This is a genomic window from Thioalkalivibrio sp. XN279 (assembly GCF_011089885.1).
Taxonomy (GTDB): Bacteria; Pseudomonadota; Gammaproteobacteria; order Steroidobacterales; family XN24; genus XN24.
The window spans coordinates 19,595-37,298 of the sequence record NZ_JAANBD010000025.1 but is presented as its reverse complement, the minus strand read 5'-3'; the positions used below and the strand labels follow the sequence as shown (position 1 = coordinate 37,298).

General features: G+C 69.2%; 14 protein-coding genes. 6 read left to right on the top strand and 8 right to left on the bottom strand.

Translation table 11 applies throughout. The features are described 5' to 3' along the window. The first annotated feature begins 43 nt into the window (after positions 1-43). Positions 44-262: a translation initiation factor IF-1 gene (infA, locus tag G8346_RS04955; protein ID WP_166048825.1), complete on the top strand. Its 219-nt coding sequence runs from the start codon at positions 44-46 to the stop codon at positions 260-262. Between the two features lie 24 nt (positions 263-286). On the opposite strand, the gene clpA is transcribed toward infA, so the two are convergent. Then, a complete protein-coding gene (gene clpA, locus G8346_RS04950; protein ID WP_166048823.1) occupies positions 287-2,554 on the bottom strand; it encodes an ATP-dependent Clp protease ATP-binding subunit ClpA in 2,268 nt (755 codons plus the stop codon). Between the two features lie 3 nt (positions 2,555-2,557). Then, a complete protein-coding gene (gene clpS, locus G8346_RS04945; RefSeq protein WP_166049503.1) occupies positions 2,558-2,875 on the bottom strand; it encodes an ATP-dependent Clp protease adapter ClpS in 318 nt (105 codons plus the stop codon). 191 nt (positions 2,876-3,066) lie between these two features. Here clpS and gspC point away from each other — a divergent pair, with 191 nt between their 5' ends. From gspC to G8346_RS04920, 5 genes are all read left to right on the top strand, one after another. Next, positions 3,067-4,017 (top strand): type II secretion system protein GspC, encoded by a 951-nt coding sequence (gene gspC, locus G8346_RS04940; protein WP_166048821.1) that lies wholly within the window; start codon positions 3,067-3,069, stop codon positions 4,015-4,017. Between the two features lie 17 nt (positions 4,018-4,034). After that, positions 4,035-6,098, top strand: coding sequence for a type II secretion system secretin GspD (gene gspD, locus G8346_RS04935; RefSeq protein WP_166048818.1), 2,064 nt, complete (start codon positions 4,035-4,037; stop codon positions 6,096-6,098). Between the two features lie 2 nt (positions 6,099-6,100). Next, complete coding sequence (gene gspE, locus G8346_RS04930) at positions 6,101-7,648, top strand: type II secretion system ATPase GspE (RefSeq protein ID WP_166048816.1); 1,548 nt, start codon at positions 6,101-6,103, stop codon at positions 7,646-7,648. Positions 7,649-7,664: 16 nt separating this feature from the next. Continuing rightward, complete coding sequence (gene gspF, locus G8346_RS04925) at positions 7,665-8,891, top strand: type II secretion system inner membrane protein GspF (RefSeq protein ID WP_166048814.1); 1,227 nt, start codon at positions 7,665-7,667, stop codon at positions 8,889-8,891. Positions 8,892-9,387: 496 nt separating this feature from the next. After that, entirely contained in the window at positions 9,388-9,612 is a 225-nt protein-coding gene (locus G8346_RS04920) for a hypothetical protein (protein ID WP_166048812.1), read from the top strand. A 198-nt stretch (positions 9,613-9,810) separates the two neighbouring features. Here G8346_RS04920 and G8346_RS04915 read toward each other — a convergent pair whose 3' ends face one another. The 6 genes from G8346_RS04915 to lexA all read right to left on the bottom strand — a co-directional run bounded on the left by G8346_RS04915 (position 9,811) and on the right by lexA (position 17,624). Further along, positions 9,811-11,046 carry a M56 family metallopeptidase gene (locus G8346_RS04915; protein ID WP_166048810.1) on the bottom strand — a complete coding sequence of 412 codons (1,236 nt, stop codon included), beginning with the start codon at positions 11,044-11,046 and terminating at the stop codon, positions 9,811-9,813. Then, complete coding sequence (locus G8346_RS04910; protein ID WP_166048808.1) at positions 11,033-11,401, bottom strand: BlaI/MecI/CopY family transcriptional regulator; 369 nt, start codon at positions 11,399-11,401, stop codon at positions 11,033-11,035. Before G8346_RS04910 ends, G8346_RS04915 begins: the two co-directional genes overlap by 14 nt. A 279-nt stretch (positions 11,402-11,680) precedes the next feature. Then, a complete protein-coding gene (locus tag G8346_RS04905) occupies positions 11,681-14,773 on the bottom strand; it encodes an error-prone DNA polymerase (protein WP_166049501.1) in 3,093 nt (1,030 codons plus the stop codon). A gap of 2 nt (positions 14,774-14,775) precedes the next feature. Beyond that, positions 14,776-16,359 carry a DNA polymerase Y family protein gene (locus tag G8346_RS04900; RefSeq protein ID WP_166048806.1) on the bottom strand — a complete coding sequence of 528 codons (1,584 nt, stop codon included), beginning with the start codon at positions 16,357-16,359 and terminating at the stop codon, positions 14,776-14,778. Further along, positions 16,356-16,994: a translesion DNA synthesis-associated protein ImuA gene (gene imuA, locus G8346_RS04895; RefSeq protein WP_166048804.1), complete on the bottom strand. Its 639-nt coding sequence runs from the start codon at positions 16,992-16,994 to the stop codon at positions 16,356-16,358. The genes G8346_RS04900 and imuA overlap by 4 nt, the downstream gene beginning before the upstream one ends. 21 nt (positions 16,995-17,015) lie before the next feature. After that, positions 17,016-17,624, bottom strand: a complete 609-nt coding sequence (lexA, locus tag G8346_RS04890) for a transcriptional repressor LexA (protein WP_166048802.1) — start codon at positions 17,622-17,624, stop codon at positions 17,016-17,018. Positions 17,625-17,704: the final 80 nt, after the last annotated feature.

Sequence of the window (17,704 nt, the reverse complement as noted above, 5' to 3'; positions counted from 1 at the left end):
GCACAATGCGCGCGGTCACAGCACCGGAGCAGTTAACCCCCGCATGTCGAAGGAAGACGCAATCCAGATGGAAGGCAAGGTCGTAGAGACCCTGCCCAACACCACGTTCAGGGTAGAACTGGACAACGGCCACATCGTGACCGCACACATCTCCGGGAAGATGCGCAAGCATTACATCCGGATCCTCACCGGCGACAAGGTCACCGTGGAGCTGACGCCCTACGACCTGTCCAAGGGCCGCATCGTCTACCGCGGCCGCTGATCCCGCAGGGGCGCAAATTCGCGCCTAGACCGTCTCCTCAGCCTCCAGCGCCTCGGTCTCCAGCACCAGCCGATCCGCCGCCGCATCCAGGCGCACGCGGATGTGCCCGCCTGCCACCAGCGAGCCGAACAGCAGTTCCTCGGCGAGCGGCCGCTTAATGTGCTCCTGGATCACACGCGCCATCGGGCGCGCGCCCATCCTCGGGTCGTAGCCCTTGGCGGCGATCCACTCGCGCGCATCGTCGTCCAGCTCCAGCGTCACCAGCTTGTCCTGCAGCTGCGCCTCGAGCTCCACCACGAGCTTGTCCACGACCCGGCTGATGGTCTTCGGATCCAGCGCCGTGAACTCGATGATGCCGTCGAGGCGATTGCGGAACTCTGGCGAGAACAGCTTCTTGATCGCCTCCATGCTGTCGGTGGTGTGGTCCTGCTCGGTGAAGCCGATGCTGGCACGGCTCATCTCCTGGGCGCCGGCATTCGTCGTCATGACGATGATGACGTTGCGGAAGTCCGCCTTGCGGCCGTTGTTGTCGGTCAGCGTGCCATGGTCCATCACCTGCAGCAGCAGGTTGAACACTTCCGGGTGCGCTTTTTCGATCTCGTCGAGCAGCAGCACGCAATGCGGCGACTTGGAGATGGCCTCCGTCAGCAGGCCGCCCTGGTCGAAGCCGACATAGCCCGGCGGCGCGCCGATCAGGCGCGACACGGTGTGACGCTCCATGTACTCGGACATGTCGAAGCGCACCAGCTCGATGCCCAGCGCCATGGCCAGCTGCCGCGTGACCTCGGTCTTGCCGACGCCCGTCGGGCCGGCGAACAGGAAGCTGCCGACCGGCTTGTTCTCGTCGCGCAGGCCGGAGCGCGCCATCTTGATCGCCGAAGACAGGGTTTCGACGGCCTGGTCCTGGCCGTAGATGACCAGCTTCAGGTTGCGCTCCAGGTTCTTGAGCAGGTCCTTGTCCGAGGCCGACACGCTCTTGGGCGGTATGCGCGCCATCTTGGCGACGATCCTCTCGATCAGCTCGACATCCACGACCGCGCTGGCCGGGTCCGGCGACTGCAGGCGCAGGCTGGCGCCGGCCTCGTCAATGACGTCGATGGCCTTGTCCGGGAGGTGACGGTCGTTGATGTGACGCGCCGAAAGGTCGGCCGCAGCCTTGATCGCCTCTTCGCTGTACTTGACGCCGTGGTGCTCCTCGAAGCGCGACTGCAGGCCCTTGAGGATCTCGACCGTCTCGGGGACGCTCGGCTCCGACACATCGATCTTCTGGAAGCGCCGCGCCAGCGCGTGGTCCTTCTCGAAGATCCCGCGGTATTCCTGGTAGGTGGTCGACCCGATGCAGCGCAGCTGCCCGTTGGCCAGCACCGGCTTGATCAGGTTCGAGGCGTCCATCACCCCGCCCGAGGCCGCCCCGGCCCCGATCACGGTGTGGATCTCGTCGATGAACAGGATCGCGCCGGGGTTCTTGCGCAGGGCGGCGAGCACGGCCTTGAGGCGCTTTTCGAAATCGCCGCGATACTTGGTACCGGCAACGAGCGTGCCCATGTCCAGGGCGTAGATGACGGCGTCGTTGAGCACGTCCGGCACCCGCCCTTCCTCGATCATCAGCGCCAGGCCCTCGGCCAGGGCGGTCTTGCCGACGCCGGCCTCGCCCACGTAGAGCGGGTTGTTCTTGCGCCGGCGGCACAGGATCTCGACGGTGCGCTCGATCTCGAGCTGGCGCCCGATGAGCGGATCGATCTTGCCCTCCGCCGCCAGCTTGTTCAGGTTGGTGGCGTACTTCTCCAGCGCATCCGGCTCCGCATCCTTCTCGCCCTCGGCCGCCTCGACGCTCTCAGGCTTCTCCTCGCCTTCCTCCCCGGCGCGGGTGAGGCCATGCGAGATGTAGTTCACGACGTCGAGGCGCGAAACGTCCTGCAGGCTGAGCAGGTAGACCGCATGCGACTGCTTCTCGCCGAAAATGGCCACCAGCACGTTGGCTGCGGTGACTTCCTTGCGCCCGCTCGACTGGACGTGGAACACGGCCCGCTGCAGCACGCGCTGGAACCCCAGGGTCGGCTGCACGTCCTGCTCCTCGTTCTCACCCAGGCGCGGGGTCGTCTCGTCGATGAACTCGCGCAACTCGTCCTGCAACCGCGTCAGGTTGGCGCCGCAGGCCTTCAGTATGTCGATGGCCGCGGGCACGTCGAGCAGCGCCAGCAGCAGGTGCTCCACGGTCATGAACTCGTGGCGTTGCTCACGGGCGCGTCTGAACGCCTCATTGAGACAGAATTCCAGTTCGCTGCTCAGCATTTATCAGGCCTCTTCCATCGTGCACATCAGCGGATGCTGATGCTGGCGGGCGTAATCGGTGACCTGCACCACGCGGGTCTCCGCGATGTCGTATGGAAACACGCCGCAAACGCCGCGGCCACGCGTATGCACCTCGAGCATGATGCGCGTGGCCCGCGTGCGGTCGAGGCCGAAGAACTTTTCCAGCACCTCGACCACGAATTCCATGGGCGTGAAGTCGTCGTTGAGCATCACCACGCGGAACAGCGGCGGCCGCTTGACCTGCGGCCGCGCCTCCTCGAGGGCCATGCCCCGATCCTGCTTTTCACCCGGGTCCGACATGACCATCATTTATAGGGACGGCTGCCGACGCTGACAACCCCTTGACTTTCGGGTAACCACGATAGCGCCGGCCCGGTTCCAGGGAAGCACGGCCAATTGCTTGAGCCTCGCTCCATCCACCGCGTATTATCGAGCGATGCCTGCGCTCCGCAGGGCGGGCGCAACCGGGGTGTTGAAGACGATGGGGTCTCGTGGCTGCCTTAACTGACCGGCTGAACCAGTGGACACGCATGCCTCCGGCGCAGCTCTGGGCCGAGGCATCGCGCGTCTTGCCGCGCTGGGTGTCGCTGTTGCTGGTCATCCTGATCGGCTGGCAGCTGGCCCAGGCCGCCTGGTTGCTGGTACCCGGCCCAGCCACGCCCGAGCTGCCGCCGGTGCAGCCGGCCACGCGCGCGACGAGCAGCGCTCCCGCTTCCAGCGTGAACGTAGACACCATCATCAACGCGCACCTGTTCGGCGTGCCGGGCGCGGAACAGCCTGAAGTGGCCCTGGTCGAGCAGCAGGACGCGCCCGATACACAGCTGAGCCTGGAGCTGCGGGGCACCGTCGCGGCGACGGACGAGGATCGCGCCCTGGCCATCATCGCCCAACGTGGCGGCGAGGAAAAAGTCTATTTCGTTGGTGATGCCGTCCCTGGCGGCGCCACGCTGCACGCCGTCTACATGGATCGAGTGCTGCTGCGCCGCGCCGGGAGGCTGGAGGCGCTGCGCCTGCCGCGCAGCGACGAGGCCCCTGCGCCGCGCAGTGCGGCCGCGCCGGCGCGAAGCCGGACGCCGGTGACCGCCCCGACCCGGGCGACCACCATCCAGGAAGTCGTGAGCCAGAACCCGGCCAGCCTGACCGAGATCATCCGGCCGCAGCCGGTGTTCAAGGACGGTCGCCAGCAGGGCTACCGCGTCTACCCGGGGCGGCAGCGCCAGCAGTTCGCGCAGCTCGGCCTGAGGCCCGGCGACCTGGTCACGCAGATCAACGGCATGGCGCTGGACGATCCCACGCGCGGCATGGAAATTTTTCGCAGCCTTGCCGAGGCGACTTCGGTCACCCTGACCGTAGATCGCAACGGCCAGGTTGAGATGCTGACGCTCGACACCTCGGCCCTGCAGCAAAGCCTGCAGGAAAACCAGGGGACACCCACAGAATGAGCCCACGGCGGATTGCCATGATGAACACTCTCAACAGTCCGGGCGGCACCAGGCGCCGCCTCCTCGCCGTGGTCGGCGCCCTCGCGCTGGCCCTCGCCGCCGCGACAGCGCCGGCGCAGGAGCCGACCATCACGCCGAACTACAAGGAGGCGGACCTGCGCCAGATCGTCGAGGCGGTGAGCGCAATCACGGGGCGCAACTTCATCGTCGATCCGCGTGTCCGGGCCCAGGTGACGTTGCTGTCGTCGCAGCCCATGAGCCCGGACGCTTTCTATGCGGCGTTCCTCTCCATCCTCGAGGTGCACGGCTACGTCGCGGTGCCGGCCGGCGACCTCATCAAGATCCTGCCGGACGCCAACGCCCGCCAGGTCCCCGGGCTGGAAACGGCGACCGGCGCACCGGGCGGCGCGGACGAGATCGTCACCCAGGTCATCACGGTGCGCAACGTGGGGGCGGCCCAGCTGGTGCCGATCCTGCGGCCCCTGATTCCCCAGTACGGCCACCTCGCGGCGCACCAGGCCTCGAACATGCTGATCATCTCCGACCGCGCCGCCAACGTCACCCGGCTGCTGCGCATCATCAACCGCATCGATCATGGCGCGGACGCCGAGATCGAGGTCATCCCGCTGGAGCACGCCTCCGCGGGTGACGTGGTACGCGTGGTCACGGCATTGCAACAGGCGAGCAGCGGCGGCGAGACCGGCAAGCCCCTCGGGCTGGTTGCCGACGACCGTACCAACAGCGTGCTGATCAGCGGCGACGACATGGCGCGGCTGCGCTTGCGCGTGCTCATTTCCCACCTGGACACGCCGCTGGAAGACGGCGGCAACACCCAGGTCGTCTACCTGCGCTACGCGGACGCCGAGGACCTGGCCACCCGCCTGCGCGACCAGGCGGTCGCAGCCGCCATGTCGACGGGCGGAGACGGTGCCGCGGCCCCGGGCGGCGGCGCACAGAACCGTGCCCGCGAGGACGCGGTGATCTGGGCCGATCCCGGCACCAATGCGCTGGTGATCACTGCCCCGGCCGAGGTGATGCGCAGCCTGCGCATGGTCATAGACAGGCTCGACATCCGCCGCGCCCAGGTGCTGGTCGAGGCGATCATCGCGGAAGTGTCCTACAACCGGGCCGCGGAACTGGGGGTCACCTGGGCGCTGGACGGCAGCAACGACAACAACATCATTGGGCTCACCAAGCTGGGCACCGGCGGCATCGCCGACCTGGCCGGCGCTGCACTGGCTGGCGACTCGGCCGTCGGCCAGGCCGTGGCCAACCTGCCCCAGGGCATCCTGCTCGGCGGCGGGCGGCTCAACAGCGAGTCAGGCACGAACTGGGGCGTGGTGCTGCGGGCCCTCCTCAGCGACTCCGACACCAATGTCCTGTCGACGCCGTCCATCGTGACCATGGACAACGAGGAAGCGGAGATCAAGGTCGGCCAGGAAGTGCCTTTCGTCACCGGCAGCTTCACCAACACCGGGGCGGCGCAGGGCTCGGTGAACCCCTTCCAGACCGTGGAGCGCAAGGACGTCGGCCTGACACTCAAAGTCACGCCCAAGATCAACGAGGGCGACGCGGTCGTGATGAATGTCTCGCTGGAGACCTCGAATATCGCGGGCTCTGTCGGCGGCGCCGTGGACCTCATCACCAACCAGCGCACCATCACCCAGCGCGTCCTGATCGAGGACGGCGAGATCCTGGTGCTCGGCGGCCTGGTGTCGGACGACATGATCCAGTCCGAGCAGAAAGTGCCCCTGCTCGGCGACCTCCCGATCCTTGGACACCTGTTCCGCTCGCAGAGCGCCACCACCGAAAAGCGCACGCTGATGGTGTTCCTACGCCCGGTGATCCTGCGCGACGGCGTGCAGTCTTCCATGGAAACGAACGCCAAGTACCGCCTCATGCAGAACGCGCAGCAGGAGGCCGCCGGGCGCGGCAACCAGTTCCTGAACCGCAACATGGAGCGGCCTGCGGTGCCGACAATCGAGGAACTCAAGCCTGCCTCCGCAGGCTACCGCCCGCCCGAGCCGATCGAGGACGAGGAAGACGACAGCACCGAGAATCCGCCGGAGCCGCGTGACTGAGCATGGCAACCGATAGCGACGCAATGGCTGCTGCTGCCGGCCCGGCGCCCGAGCCGGCAGCTCCCCGCACCCGGGGTGGTCGCGGCCGACTGTTGCCCTTCGCCTTCGCCAAGCGGCACGGCATCCTGATCACCGAAATGGGCGACGAGCGCGGCCAGGCCGTGTGCCGCCCCAACGTGAAGGCCCTGAGCCTGGCCGAGGCGCGGCGTTTCGCGCGCGTGCCCCTGGAACTGCGCGAGGTCAGCGAGGAAGAGTTCGACCAGTTGCTCAACCGCGCTTACGAGAGCGGTTCCAACGCAGCCATGCAGATGGCCGAGGGCCTGGAGAGCGAGACCGACCTGTCGCAGGTGGCGCAGGACCTGCCTGAGCCTTCCGACCTGCTCGAGAGCGAAGACGATGCGCCGATCATCCGCCTCATCAACGCGATCCTCACCCAGGCGGTGAAAGAGAATGCCTCCGACATCCACATCGAGCCTTTCGAGAACCGGCTGGTGGTGCGCTTCCGCATCGACGGCGTGCTGCGTGAGGTGGTGCAGTCACGGCGCGCAGTAGCGCCGCTGGTGGTGTCGCGCATCAAGGTCATGTCGCGGCTCGACATCGCCGAGAAGCGCGTGCCCCAGGACGGCCGCATCTCGCTCAAGGTCGCCGGCCGCGCCGTCGACGTGCGCGTTTCCACCATCCCTTCGGGGCATGGCGAGCGGGTGGTCATGCGCCTCCTCGACAAGCAGGCCGGCCGCCTCGACCTGTCCAGCCTCGGCATGGACCCGCAGACCGAGAAGCTGATGGATCACCTGATCCACCGGCCGCACGGCATCATCCTGGTCACCGGCCCAACCGGCTCCGGCAAGACCACATCGCTCTACGCCGGCCTGGAGCGCATCAACCAGACCAGCCGCAACATCATGACGGTCGAGGACCCGATCGAGTACTACATCGACGGCATCGGCCAGACGCAGGTGAACACCAAGGTCGGCATGACATTCGCGCGCGGGCTACGTGCCATCCTGCGCCAGGACCCGGACGTGGTGATGGTCGGCGAAATCCGCGATCTGGAAACCGCGGAGATCGCGGTGCAGGCCTCTCTCACCGGCCATCTCGTGCTCTCGACCCTGCACACCAACACCGCGGTGGGCGCGGTGGCGCGGCTGCGCGACATGGGCGTGGAGCCCTTCCTGCTCGCATCCAGCCTGCTCGGCGTCATGGCGCAGCGGCTGGTGCGCGTGCTGTGCACCGACTGCCGTCGTCCCGCGCCGCCGAACGAGAGCGAGTGCAAGGTCCTCGGTATCGAAGCGGGCACGGCCCAGCGCATTTACCACCCCGTGGGTTGCCCGGCATGCAACGCCAGCGGCTATCGCGGCCGCACCGGCATCTACGAACTCATCCCGGTGGACGACCACCTGCAGGCCATGATCCACCAGGGCGAGAGCGAACAGGCCCTGGAGCGTTACGCCCGCACCCTCAGCCCGGGCATCCGCGACGACGGCGTGCGCAAGGTGCTCGAGGGCGTCACCACCCTCGAAGAGGTCGTGCGCGTGACGCGCGACGACTGAGGCGCGTTCCCCGCCCATGGGTGCATTCGAATACACCGCAGTCGACCGCGGCGGACGCCAGCACAAGGGCGTGCTGGAGGGCGACACCCCGCGCCAGGTGCGCCAGCTGCTGCGCGACCGGGGCCTGCTGCCGACGCAGGTCAACGAAGTCATGGAGCGCCAGCGGCGCAGTGCCTCGAGCGGCAAGCCCGGTCTCAGCCTGCGGCGCGGCATCAGCGCCGCCGACCTCGCGCTGGTGACACGCCAGCTGGCCACCCTGCTGCGTTCCGGCATGCCGCTGGAGGAAACCTTGCTCGCCGTGGGCCAGCAAAGCGAGAAGCCGCGGCTGAAAAGCATCATCCTCGGCGTGCGTTCCCGGGTGATGGAGGGCCACACCCTTGCGTCGGGCCTGGGGGAATTCCCGCAGGCCTTCCCCGAGATCTACCGCGCCACCGTCGCCGCGGGCGAGCAGTCGGGGCATCTCGACCCCGTGCTCGAGCGCCTCGCGGACTACACCGAAAGCCGCCAGCAGCTCCGCCAGCGTATTTCGCACGCGCTGATCTACCCCGTGATCCTGGTAACGCTGGCCATCTTCATCGTCAGCGCCTTGCTCGTCTACGTCGTGCCCAAGGTCGTGGGCGTGTTCGAGAACACCGGCCAGGAACTGCCGGGCCTGACTCGCGCCATGATTGCCGGCAGCGACTTCCTGCGTGACTACGGCTTCGTCCTGCTCGGGGTCATTGCCCTCGGCCTGTTCATTTTCTCGCGGCTGCTGCGCCGGCTCGAATTCCGTCGGCGCTGGGACCGCTTCCTGCTGCGGCTGCCCCTGGTCGGCCGGCTCACCCGCGGCATCAACACCGCCCGCTTCACCCGCACGCTGAGCATCCTTGCCGGCAGCGGCGTGCCGGTGCTGGAAGCGCTGCGCATCTCCGGCGACGTGGTCGGCAACGTGCCCATGCGCGAGGCCATCGAAGAGACCGCCGTGCGCGTGCGCGAGGGCGCGCCGCTCGGCCGCTCGCTGGGCGCCAGCCGCCTGTTTCCGCCCATGACCATGCACCTGATCTCCAGCGGCGAGGCCAGTGGCGAGCTGGAGAACATGCTCGAGCGCGCAGCCGACAACCAGGAGCGCGAGGTCGACAGCCTCGTCGGCGCCATGCTTTCGATCATGGAGCCGGTGCTGATCCTGTTCATGGGCGTGATCGTGCTGGCCATCGTGCTGGCGATCCTGCTGCCCATCTTCCAGCTCAACCAGCTCGTTGCCTGACCCGACCGAGTGCGGCACAGGACGCGCCCGTTTCGGGACCGTGGCGGACCAGCGCATGCCTCCCTCTTGGCTCAGATGCCTGCGAGTGAGACATGCGCTGTCCCGCCACTGCTGCGTAGGCCGTGCAGGCCACATCCCCGTCGGGCTCTCCGGGCTGCAGGCCCAGCAACGTCGGGGTGACCCGGTTGCCACGGACATGCGGCACAGCCCGCCTCCCTCCGGCGCCACGAGGCGCGAGCCCCTGCAGTCACAACGCGCTCGGCGGTACCGGAAACCGGCTCGGTAGCGCGCGGGACCCCGTGACGGCCACTCGAGGGCATCTCATTAACCGAGAGGGGCCGTCACGGGGTCCCGCGCGCGGCCGGGCAAGGCGGGTCAGGCGACGGCGGGCGGCGCGGATTTGGAAATTGGCTATTGCCCCCGCGCGCAGGTCGATGTATATGTCGCGCCCTAGGACCCCCTGCGGGGCATTTTGGACCGTCCCTGGCCGGAAGTTATGAAAACGGACACCGACGACACCAACGACGACATCGAAGACTCCTTCGATGGTGAAGAGGATGAAATGGAAGAAGAGGACTTCCCTGGCCTCCTTGAGGACCTGCCCTCCAGCGCCTCCTCGCGGCACGCCGGCGAGAACGCGCGCCGGCGCGTGGAGGAGTACATGGAGATGAAGCGGGCCGCCAAGGAACTGGCCGACCTGGACAGTTTCGATTTCGAGTGAGGGCGCGCGGCCTCCGGCCGCAGACCCTGCGCAGCAGACCGGGCCGTGAGGCCCGGTTTGCGTTTCCGGGCCCGGGCGAACCGGTGCAGCGCCGGGGCAGGCCGGGTCGACCGCTCCGGGACCGGGCTGCGACCTCGTCATGTTCCCTCTTGGCTCAGATGCCTGCGAGTGAACATGACGAGTCCGCGGCCCTGCTGATCAGGGCTCCGCCGGAGCGCCGGCACTGATCCGGAGGTAGATGCTCAAGCCATTGAAGTCGCCGATCTCCGTTTCCCTGCCGATATGGATCGAGGCTTCGTCGCGCAAAACGATGCGCGGCTCCGCCAGAACTTCGCCATCCCGCTCGAGCGTCGCGCTGAGATCGAAGGTTCCGTCATCGAGCTGCACGGTGGTCCAGCGTGTATACCAGGACTGCTCCGCATGGTCGAAACGTTCTTCGTAGGGCACCCCGGGGACCACCACGGCGCGGATGTCGCGAACGGGCTCTTCGTCCACCTGGATGGCCAGTTCAAGCAACAGCTTGCCGGGCGGCACTAAAGCTGGATGACCGGGCTGCGATGCCCAGGCGGCCGCGGCGGCGGAAACCACCAGGACTGAGACTGCGACCAGGCCACCGAGCCGGCGCGACAGGGAAGGCAAAGGACGGGACAACATGGCAAGGCGCTCCTTGATCAGATGGAACCCGGACCAGTAACAGCCGAGCGGCAGCGGCTGGTTTGCAAGCTGGGTCTTGAGCATGGCCTTGGCGTAGGTGTGGCGATGCTTCGGGAAACGGCGCAACACCCCGGTGTCGCAGGCCAGCTCCTGGTCGTGCCGGAAACAGCGCGCGGCGAACTGAATCAGGGGGTTGAACCAGAACAGGCAGCAAAACAGGGCGGCCACCAGGCAGGCTGGGAGATCGCCGCGGCGCAGGTGTTCACGCTCATGCGCCAGTACCAGCTCACATTCCGCCGCGCTGTAGCGCTGTTCGAAATCACCTGGCAGCACGATGCGCGGCCGCCAGCCCACCACTGCGGGCAGACCACGCGTCGCAAGGCTCTGGTAGAGGCCATCCGGGCGCCGGCGCAGCGGGCCCAGGCCAGCCAAGAAACGGTGCTGTTGCCACCCCAGGATGGCGAGCATTGTCATGACGCCGCTGCCCCAAGCCCAGGGCATCCAAGCGAAGGCATCTGTGCCCGTATCCTGTGAGGATGCCGACGGCGTGATGGCATCCAGTACCGGGGCAGCCACGCCCTGTAGCGGAAGCACCGGCTCGATTGCCGCTGGGAGAAGCGCTGCCAGCAGCATCACGGGCACCATCGCCCACAGCCCGTAGGCCGCGCCCGCGCCGAAGGCATGGCGCACAGGGCGTCGCATCGCCAGTACCAGTAGGACGGCAACTGATGTCGCCAACGTGATTTCCGCTAACAGAGACCAGCTCTCAATTGCCGTCATCCAACTTCTCCAGGATTTGGCGCAGCTCCACCACGTCTTTCTCCGTCAGCCGGCCGCGCTCGCTGAAGTGCGCAACCATCGGCCCGACCCGTCCGCCAAACAATCGGTCAAGCAGGCTCTCGCTTTGCTGGTCCAGCCATGTCTCCCGGTCCAGCACGGGGCTGTAAAGGAACCGCCGGCCGTCGCGCCTGGCGGTGATCGCGCCCTTCTTGAGTAAGCGATTGAGCAGGGTCTTTACTGTCGGCACCTGCCAGTCCTGATCTTCCGCCACCGCCGCGAAGACGTCTTCTGCCGTCAAGGGGCTCGACTGCCAAAGGGCCTGCATCACCACAGATTCCGCTTCACTGATTTGCATGTTTGATTACACCCGTAAACTTACCTACAGATTACGAATGTAATCGAGATTGTCAAGCCGCGGGCTGTTAACAGCACAACCACCGCCCGCTCACTGAACCTGGCCCGCCAGCACAGCCACGACAGCGGCCATGCAACGCGGCGGCTTAGGCGCCCCGATGCAGCGGCAGCGGACGCGCACGCCTCACGCGCAGGCATCTGAGCCAAGCGGGAAGCGTGCGCGGTCGCTGCCGCGGCCAGGCACGGGGACAGCGACGCGGCGCAGGCGCCACGGCCGCGGTCAGTGAAAGTCCCGCGAGCGCACGTCGAGCTGCCCGAGCAGCGCACTGCGATCGCGCATGCGCTCGGCCACCAGGTGCACCACCTGCCCTTCCCGCTGCACCCGCCCCGCAACTTCCAAGAGCCGCGCGCCGAGCAGCGGCTTGCGCCAGGCCTCGGAGACCTGCTGCCAAACCACGATGTTGGCCTGGCCGGTCTCGTCCTCCAGGGTCACGAACATCACCCCCTTGGCGCTGCCGGGCCGCTGCCGGTTGATGACGACGCCGGCGCAGGCGGCGTAGGCGCCATGCGGCGCGGCATTCAGCTCGCCGGTGCTCACCAGGCCGTCCTCGGCCAGCCGCTCACGCAGCAGCGCCAGCGGATGGCGGCCCAGCGTCAGGCCGGTGCTGCGGTAGTCGGCGACGATGTCGCGGCCCTCGGTCGGCGCCCTGAGCAGCGGCAGCCCCTCGCGGATGGACGCCTCCTCGAGCAGCGGCAGGGGCGCCTCGATCCCTGCCACGGCCCAGGCGGCGCGATGGCGATGGCCGGACAGCCCGCGTAGCGCCCCGGCGCGCGCCAGCGCGCCGAGATCACCGCGATCCAGCCGGGCCCGCCGCGCCAGGTCGTCCACGTCCTGGAAAGGCTGCTCGCGCCGCGCCGCCACCAGCCGCGCCGCCCCGGCGGCGGACAATTCCGCGACCAGCCGCATTCCCAGCCGCGCCGCCGGCTGCTCCTCGTGGCCGGCCTCGCCCGGCTCCAGGGTGCAGTCCCAGTCGCTGGCGGCGACGTCGACTGGCCGCACTTCCACGCCGTGCCGCCGGGCGTCCTGCACCAGCTGCGAGGGCGCGTAGAAGCCCATGGGCTGGCTGTTGATGAGCGCGCACAGGAAAGCCGCCGGCTCATGGCGCTTGAGCCAGGCGGACACGTAGACCAGGAGCGCGAAGCTGGCGGAATGGGACTCGGGAAAGCCGTATTCGCCGAAGCCGGTGATCTGGCGGAAGATGCGCTGGGCGAAGTCCGCGGTGTAGCCGCGCGCACGCATGCCCTCGATGAGACGCTCTTCGAAGGGGCCCAGCCCGCCCTTGCGCCGCCAGGCGGCCATGGCGCGGCGCAGCTGGTCGGCCTCGCCGGCGCTGAAGCCGGCCGCGACGATGGCGAGCTGCATCACCTGCTCCTGGAAGATGGGCACGCCCAGCGTCCGCTCCAGCACCTGGCGCACCTCCTCGCTGGGATAGCTCACCGCCTCCTCGCCGTTCCGGCGCCGCAGGTAGGGATGCACCATGTCGCCCTGGATCGGCCCCGGGCGGATGAGGGCGATCTCGATCACGAGGTCGTAGAAACAGCGCGGCCTGAGGCGCGGCAGCATGGCCATCTGGGCGCGCGACTCGACCTGGAACACGCCCATGGTGTCGGCATCCGAGATCATCTCGTACACCGCCGGGTCCTCGGCCGGCACGGTGGCCAGAGTCCAGCCCCGGCCGCAGAACTTCTCGACCAGCGCGAAGCTGCGGCGGATGGCGCTTAACATGCCCAGCCCGAGCACATCCACCTTGATCATGCCGACGGCGTCGAGGTCGTCCTTGTCCCACTGGATCACCGTGCGCTCGGACATGGCGGCGTTCTCCACCGGCACCAGGTCCTCCAGGCAGCCGTCGGCGATGACGAAGCCGCCGACATGCTGGGACAGGTGACGCGGGCTGCCGACCAGCTGCCGCGCCAGCGCCAGCACGCGTGCGATCACGGGGTTGTCCGGGTCGAAGCCGGCGTCGCGCACCCGCTCCGGCGCGATCTCGCGGCCGTCCCACCAGCGCATGGCCCGCGCCAGTGCGTCGTACTGCAGCGGCGCCAGGCCGAGCGCCTTGCCGGCGTCACGCAGGGCGCTGCGCGGCCGGTAGCGGATCACGGTGGCGGCCAGCGCGGCGCGGTGGCGGCCGTACTTGGCGTAGATGTACTGGATCACTTCCTCGCGCCGCTCGTGCTCGAAGTCCACGTCGATGTCCGGCGGCTCGTTGCGCTCCTTGGAAATGAACCGCTCGAACAGCACCGACATGCGTGCGGGATCCACCTCGGTGATACCGAGGCAGAAGCACACTGCCGAGTTCGCCGCGGAGCCGCGACCCTGGCACAGGATGCCCAGGCTGCGGGCGTGCCGCACGATGTCGTGCACGGTGAGGAAGTAGGCCTCGTAACCGAGTTCCTCGATCAGCGCCAGCTCGCGGTCGACGGTCTGGCGCACCGTCTCCGGCGCGCCGCCGGGCCAGCGTCGCGCCATGCCGTCCCGCGTCAGTCGACGCAGCCAGGAGGCCGGCGTCTGTCCGGCGGGGACGAGCTCCGCCGGGTAACGCCAGTCGAGCTCGTCGAGGGTGAAGCCACAGCGTGCCGCGATGGCCACGCTCTCTTCCAGCAGTGCTGCCGGGTACAGCCGCGCCAGGCGGTTGCGCGGGCGCAGGTGACGCTCGCCATTAGGAAACAGTCGCCGGCCGAGCGCGTGCAGTGGGGTGTTGAGTCGGATGGCGGTCACCAGGTCCTGAAGTGGACGACGCGCCGGGTCGTGCATGTGCACGTCGCCCGCCGCCACGCGCGGCAGGCCGAGCCGTTCACCCAGCGCCTCGAGCGCAGCCAGCCGCGCGGCGTCGTCGCCACCGGCAAACAGCTCCACTGCCAGCCAGGCCCGCCCGGGGAACTGCGCCGCCACCCAGCGACCTTCGTCCTCGTCCGGCGCCTGTCCCGGCAGCCACAACGCCAGGCAGCCGGGCGGCCCCCCGGCCTGGCCATCCACCAGGTCGTCGCGGCTGAGCCGGTAATCGCCCTTGGGCGCCGCGCGCCGGCCGCGCGTGATGAGCCGGCACAGGCGGCCATAGCCCTCGCGGTCGGCCGCCAGCAGCACCAGCCGCAGCCCGTCCTCGAGCCGGAACTCGCTGCCGATGATCAGCTTCAGCCCGCATTCGCGCGCCGCCTCCCAGGCCCGCACCACGCCGGCCACCGAGCACTCGTCGGTCAGGGCCAGGGCGCGGTAGCCAAGCTCGGCCGCCCGCTCCACCAGCTCGGCCGGGTGGGAGGCGCCGCGCAGGAAACTGAAGTTCGACAGGCAATGCAACTCGGCATACGGCGGCATGCTCATCCGAACACCCCGTGCAGGAACCATTGCGGGCGGACGTCTGCCGCGTCCGGCCGTTGTCGGAACACCCACAGCCGCGCCCCGGCCGGCGTCCGCGCCACCCAGTAGTCGCGCGCGATCCCCTGCCCGTCCCACCAGCCGGTCTCGATGCGTTCAGGCCCGCGCTCCAGCACCAGTTCGCCCTCGTGCCAGGGTCGGCCACCGCGACTCCTCAGGCGCTGCGGCGGATCGAGCAGCCAGCTCGGCCTGGCGGCGCGCGGCAAGGCGGCCGCGAGCGCCCCCGCCCGCGTCGCCGCAGCCGCGCGGGAGTCCACAGCCGGCCAGGCCCCCGACCCCGGCTCCCGCACCACCCAGGACGCCTCGGGACGATGGTCGTCGCCCAGCGCCAGCCCCTGCACCGCCTCGCGCCCGAGTCGTGCCCGCAGGCGCTCGACCAGCTGCAGCCCGGCTTCGCTGCCGGGCTCGTCGCCGAACAATCCGACGCGAACGGGGATCAGCGCTTCGCCGGGCTCAGCCTCCACCGACAGCGCGATCACCGGTGCCGGCAGCGCCAGCCGCTCCAGGCGTGCGGCGAACAACGCCCCGAACCTGGCCGCCTCCAGCCCCGGCGCCGCCAGGCCGATACCCAGCGCGCTCGGCGCACGGCCGAGGTGCCGGAAGCGCACCACGATGCGGGTGACGGCGCGCTGGCAGGCGCGCAGGAAGCCTTCCAGTTCCGCAAACAGGCCCTCTGCCACCTGTTGCAGCCGGGCCGTGTCGCCCGTCTCTGCCGCCAGTTCCACCTCGGCGCGGTAACGCGGCGGCAGGCGGAAGGCAGGACGCGGATCGGCCAGGCGGCCCAGTGCCCGGTCGAGGTCTGCCAGCGGGCCGCGGCCGACGCGGCGCGCAAAGCCGTCGCGGGGCAGGCGCAGGCAGTCCGCCAGGGTCTCGACACCGAGGCTCTGCAGCTTTTCCAGCGTAGCCTGCGGCCAGGCAGTGACCGCGGGGCGCAGGCGCCCGAGCCGGCCGGCCAGCGCAGCCGGCTCGGTGACGGCCTCCCGCTCGCCGGCGCGCGCCAGCCACAAGGCCGCCAGCGGCGTCGGCGCCACGGCATCGCGTCCCGCATGCCCGGTCCGGGCCAGGGCCCGGCGCAGCCGATGCCGCAACGGCTCCAGGCCGCCGAACAGCCGCAGGCTGCCGCGCACCTCCAGCAGCAGCGCCGCCGGCGGTTCCAGGCTCACCATGGAAGTGAACGCCCCGGCCCAGGCCGCGAGGCGCGCCAGCGCCGCCGCTTCCGCCGCCTCGTCGCGCGCCAGCACGACCATCCCCGGGCACAACGCCAGGGCGGCATTGAGCGGCAATCCGGGTGCGACTCCCGCTTCTGCCGCCGCTTCGCCGGCCTGCACCACCCGGCCGTCGGAGCCAACCAGCACGCAGGGCTCGTGTGCTTCCCGACCGGCTGCACGCACCTCCAGCGGCAGGCGCGGCAAGCCGAGACAGAGCCACAACGGCGCAGGACGAGCGCGGTCATCACCGGCAGATGCGGACGGGGCATCCGGCGCCCCGGACATTGCCGGGCGCGCCTGCGCGGCAGCCTGCCTCATCGCGGTTGCAGCGCAGCGAGCGGCAATGTGCCGGTCGCGCCCCCCTGGTGCTTGTGCAGTCGCAGGCTGGCGCCTTGCGCGGCGGCTTCGATACTCAGCCGCAAAGACGCTGGTGACGGGGTCGCCAGCGCGGCGGGAGGGCGGAACAACAGCAGCGGCGTGTCGCCGGCCTCGGCTGCCAGCTGGAGGCGACGCAGGCAGGTCCCGGCCGCATGCCGGACCCAGGCCAATACCACCGCGCAGCTGCCCGAGCGCAGGGCCTGCTCGGCCGCCCACAGGGTCTCGTCATCATGGGCAGGCCGCACCAGCAGCTGCTGCGCCAGCTCGAGCCCGGCCGCCGCCAGCGCCGGGGCATAAGGCAGGAAGGGCGGCGCGATCCAGGCAATCCAGCGCCCGCTACGGTCCGCACTCCCGGACGACAGCCGGGCCAGCAGCGGCATGAGGAGCGCCAGCTCGCCGCTGCCCCAGCGCTCCACGGCAAACTCGGTCAGGCGGCCGGCAGGCCAGCCACCCCCGGGGAGCCAGGCATCGAGCTGCGGGTGACCGCTGGAGAGGACGGGCCAGCGCGCGTCCCGGCGCCCGGCACGCCAGACACGCGGGTCCTCCAGGAGTGCATGCACCGCAGTCTTGGTCATGATGCAAGGGTTGCCGCGCCCTCAGCTGCGCCGCACGACGCCCACCACCACGCCCTCGATGACGATGGGCTGGCGGTCGAGGTCGACGCGGATAGGCTCGAAATCGGCGTTCTCCGGCAGCAGCCAGACGATCTTCCCCTCCTGGCGGTAGCGTTTCACCGTCACCTCGTCTTCAAGCCGCGCGACCACGATCTGGCGGCTGCGCACCTCCGGCGTGCGATGCACCGCCACCAGGTCGCCGTCGAAGATGCCGGCGTCTTTCATGCTCATGCCCTGCACCTGCAGCAGGTAGTGGGGACGCGGCCGGAACAGCGCCGGATCGACCCGGTAACGCCCCTGGATGTGCTCCTCGGCCAGGATCGGCCGGCCGGCAGCCACGCGGCCGACCAGCGGCAGGCTGTCGCCTTCCTGGACGCTGTCCTTCAGGCGGATGCCACGCGAGGCGCCGGGCACAAGCTCGATCACCCCCTTGCGGGCCAGCGCCCGCAGGTGCTCCTCGGCGGCATTGGCGGAACGGAAGCCGAGCGCCGTGGCGATCTCCGCCCGGGTCGGCGGCATGCCTGATTCCTCGATGTGTTCTCGCACCAGTTCGAGTACCTGGCGCTGGCGTGCAGTGAGACCCTCGACCATCGGCTGTTACCTGTATTCATGGACAGTATTGGGATTATATACAGCCCCCAACAGCTGGCAAGCCCTGTCTTCCGCAGCCA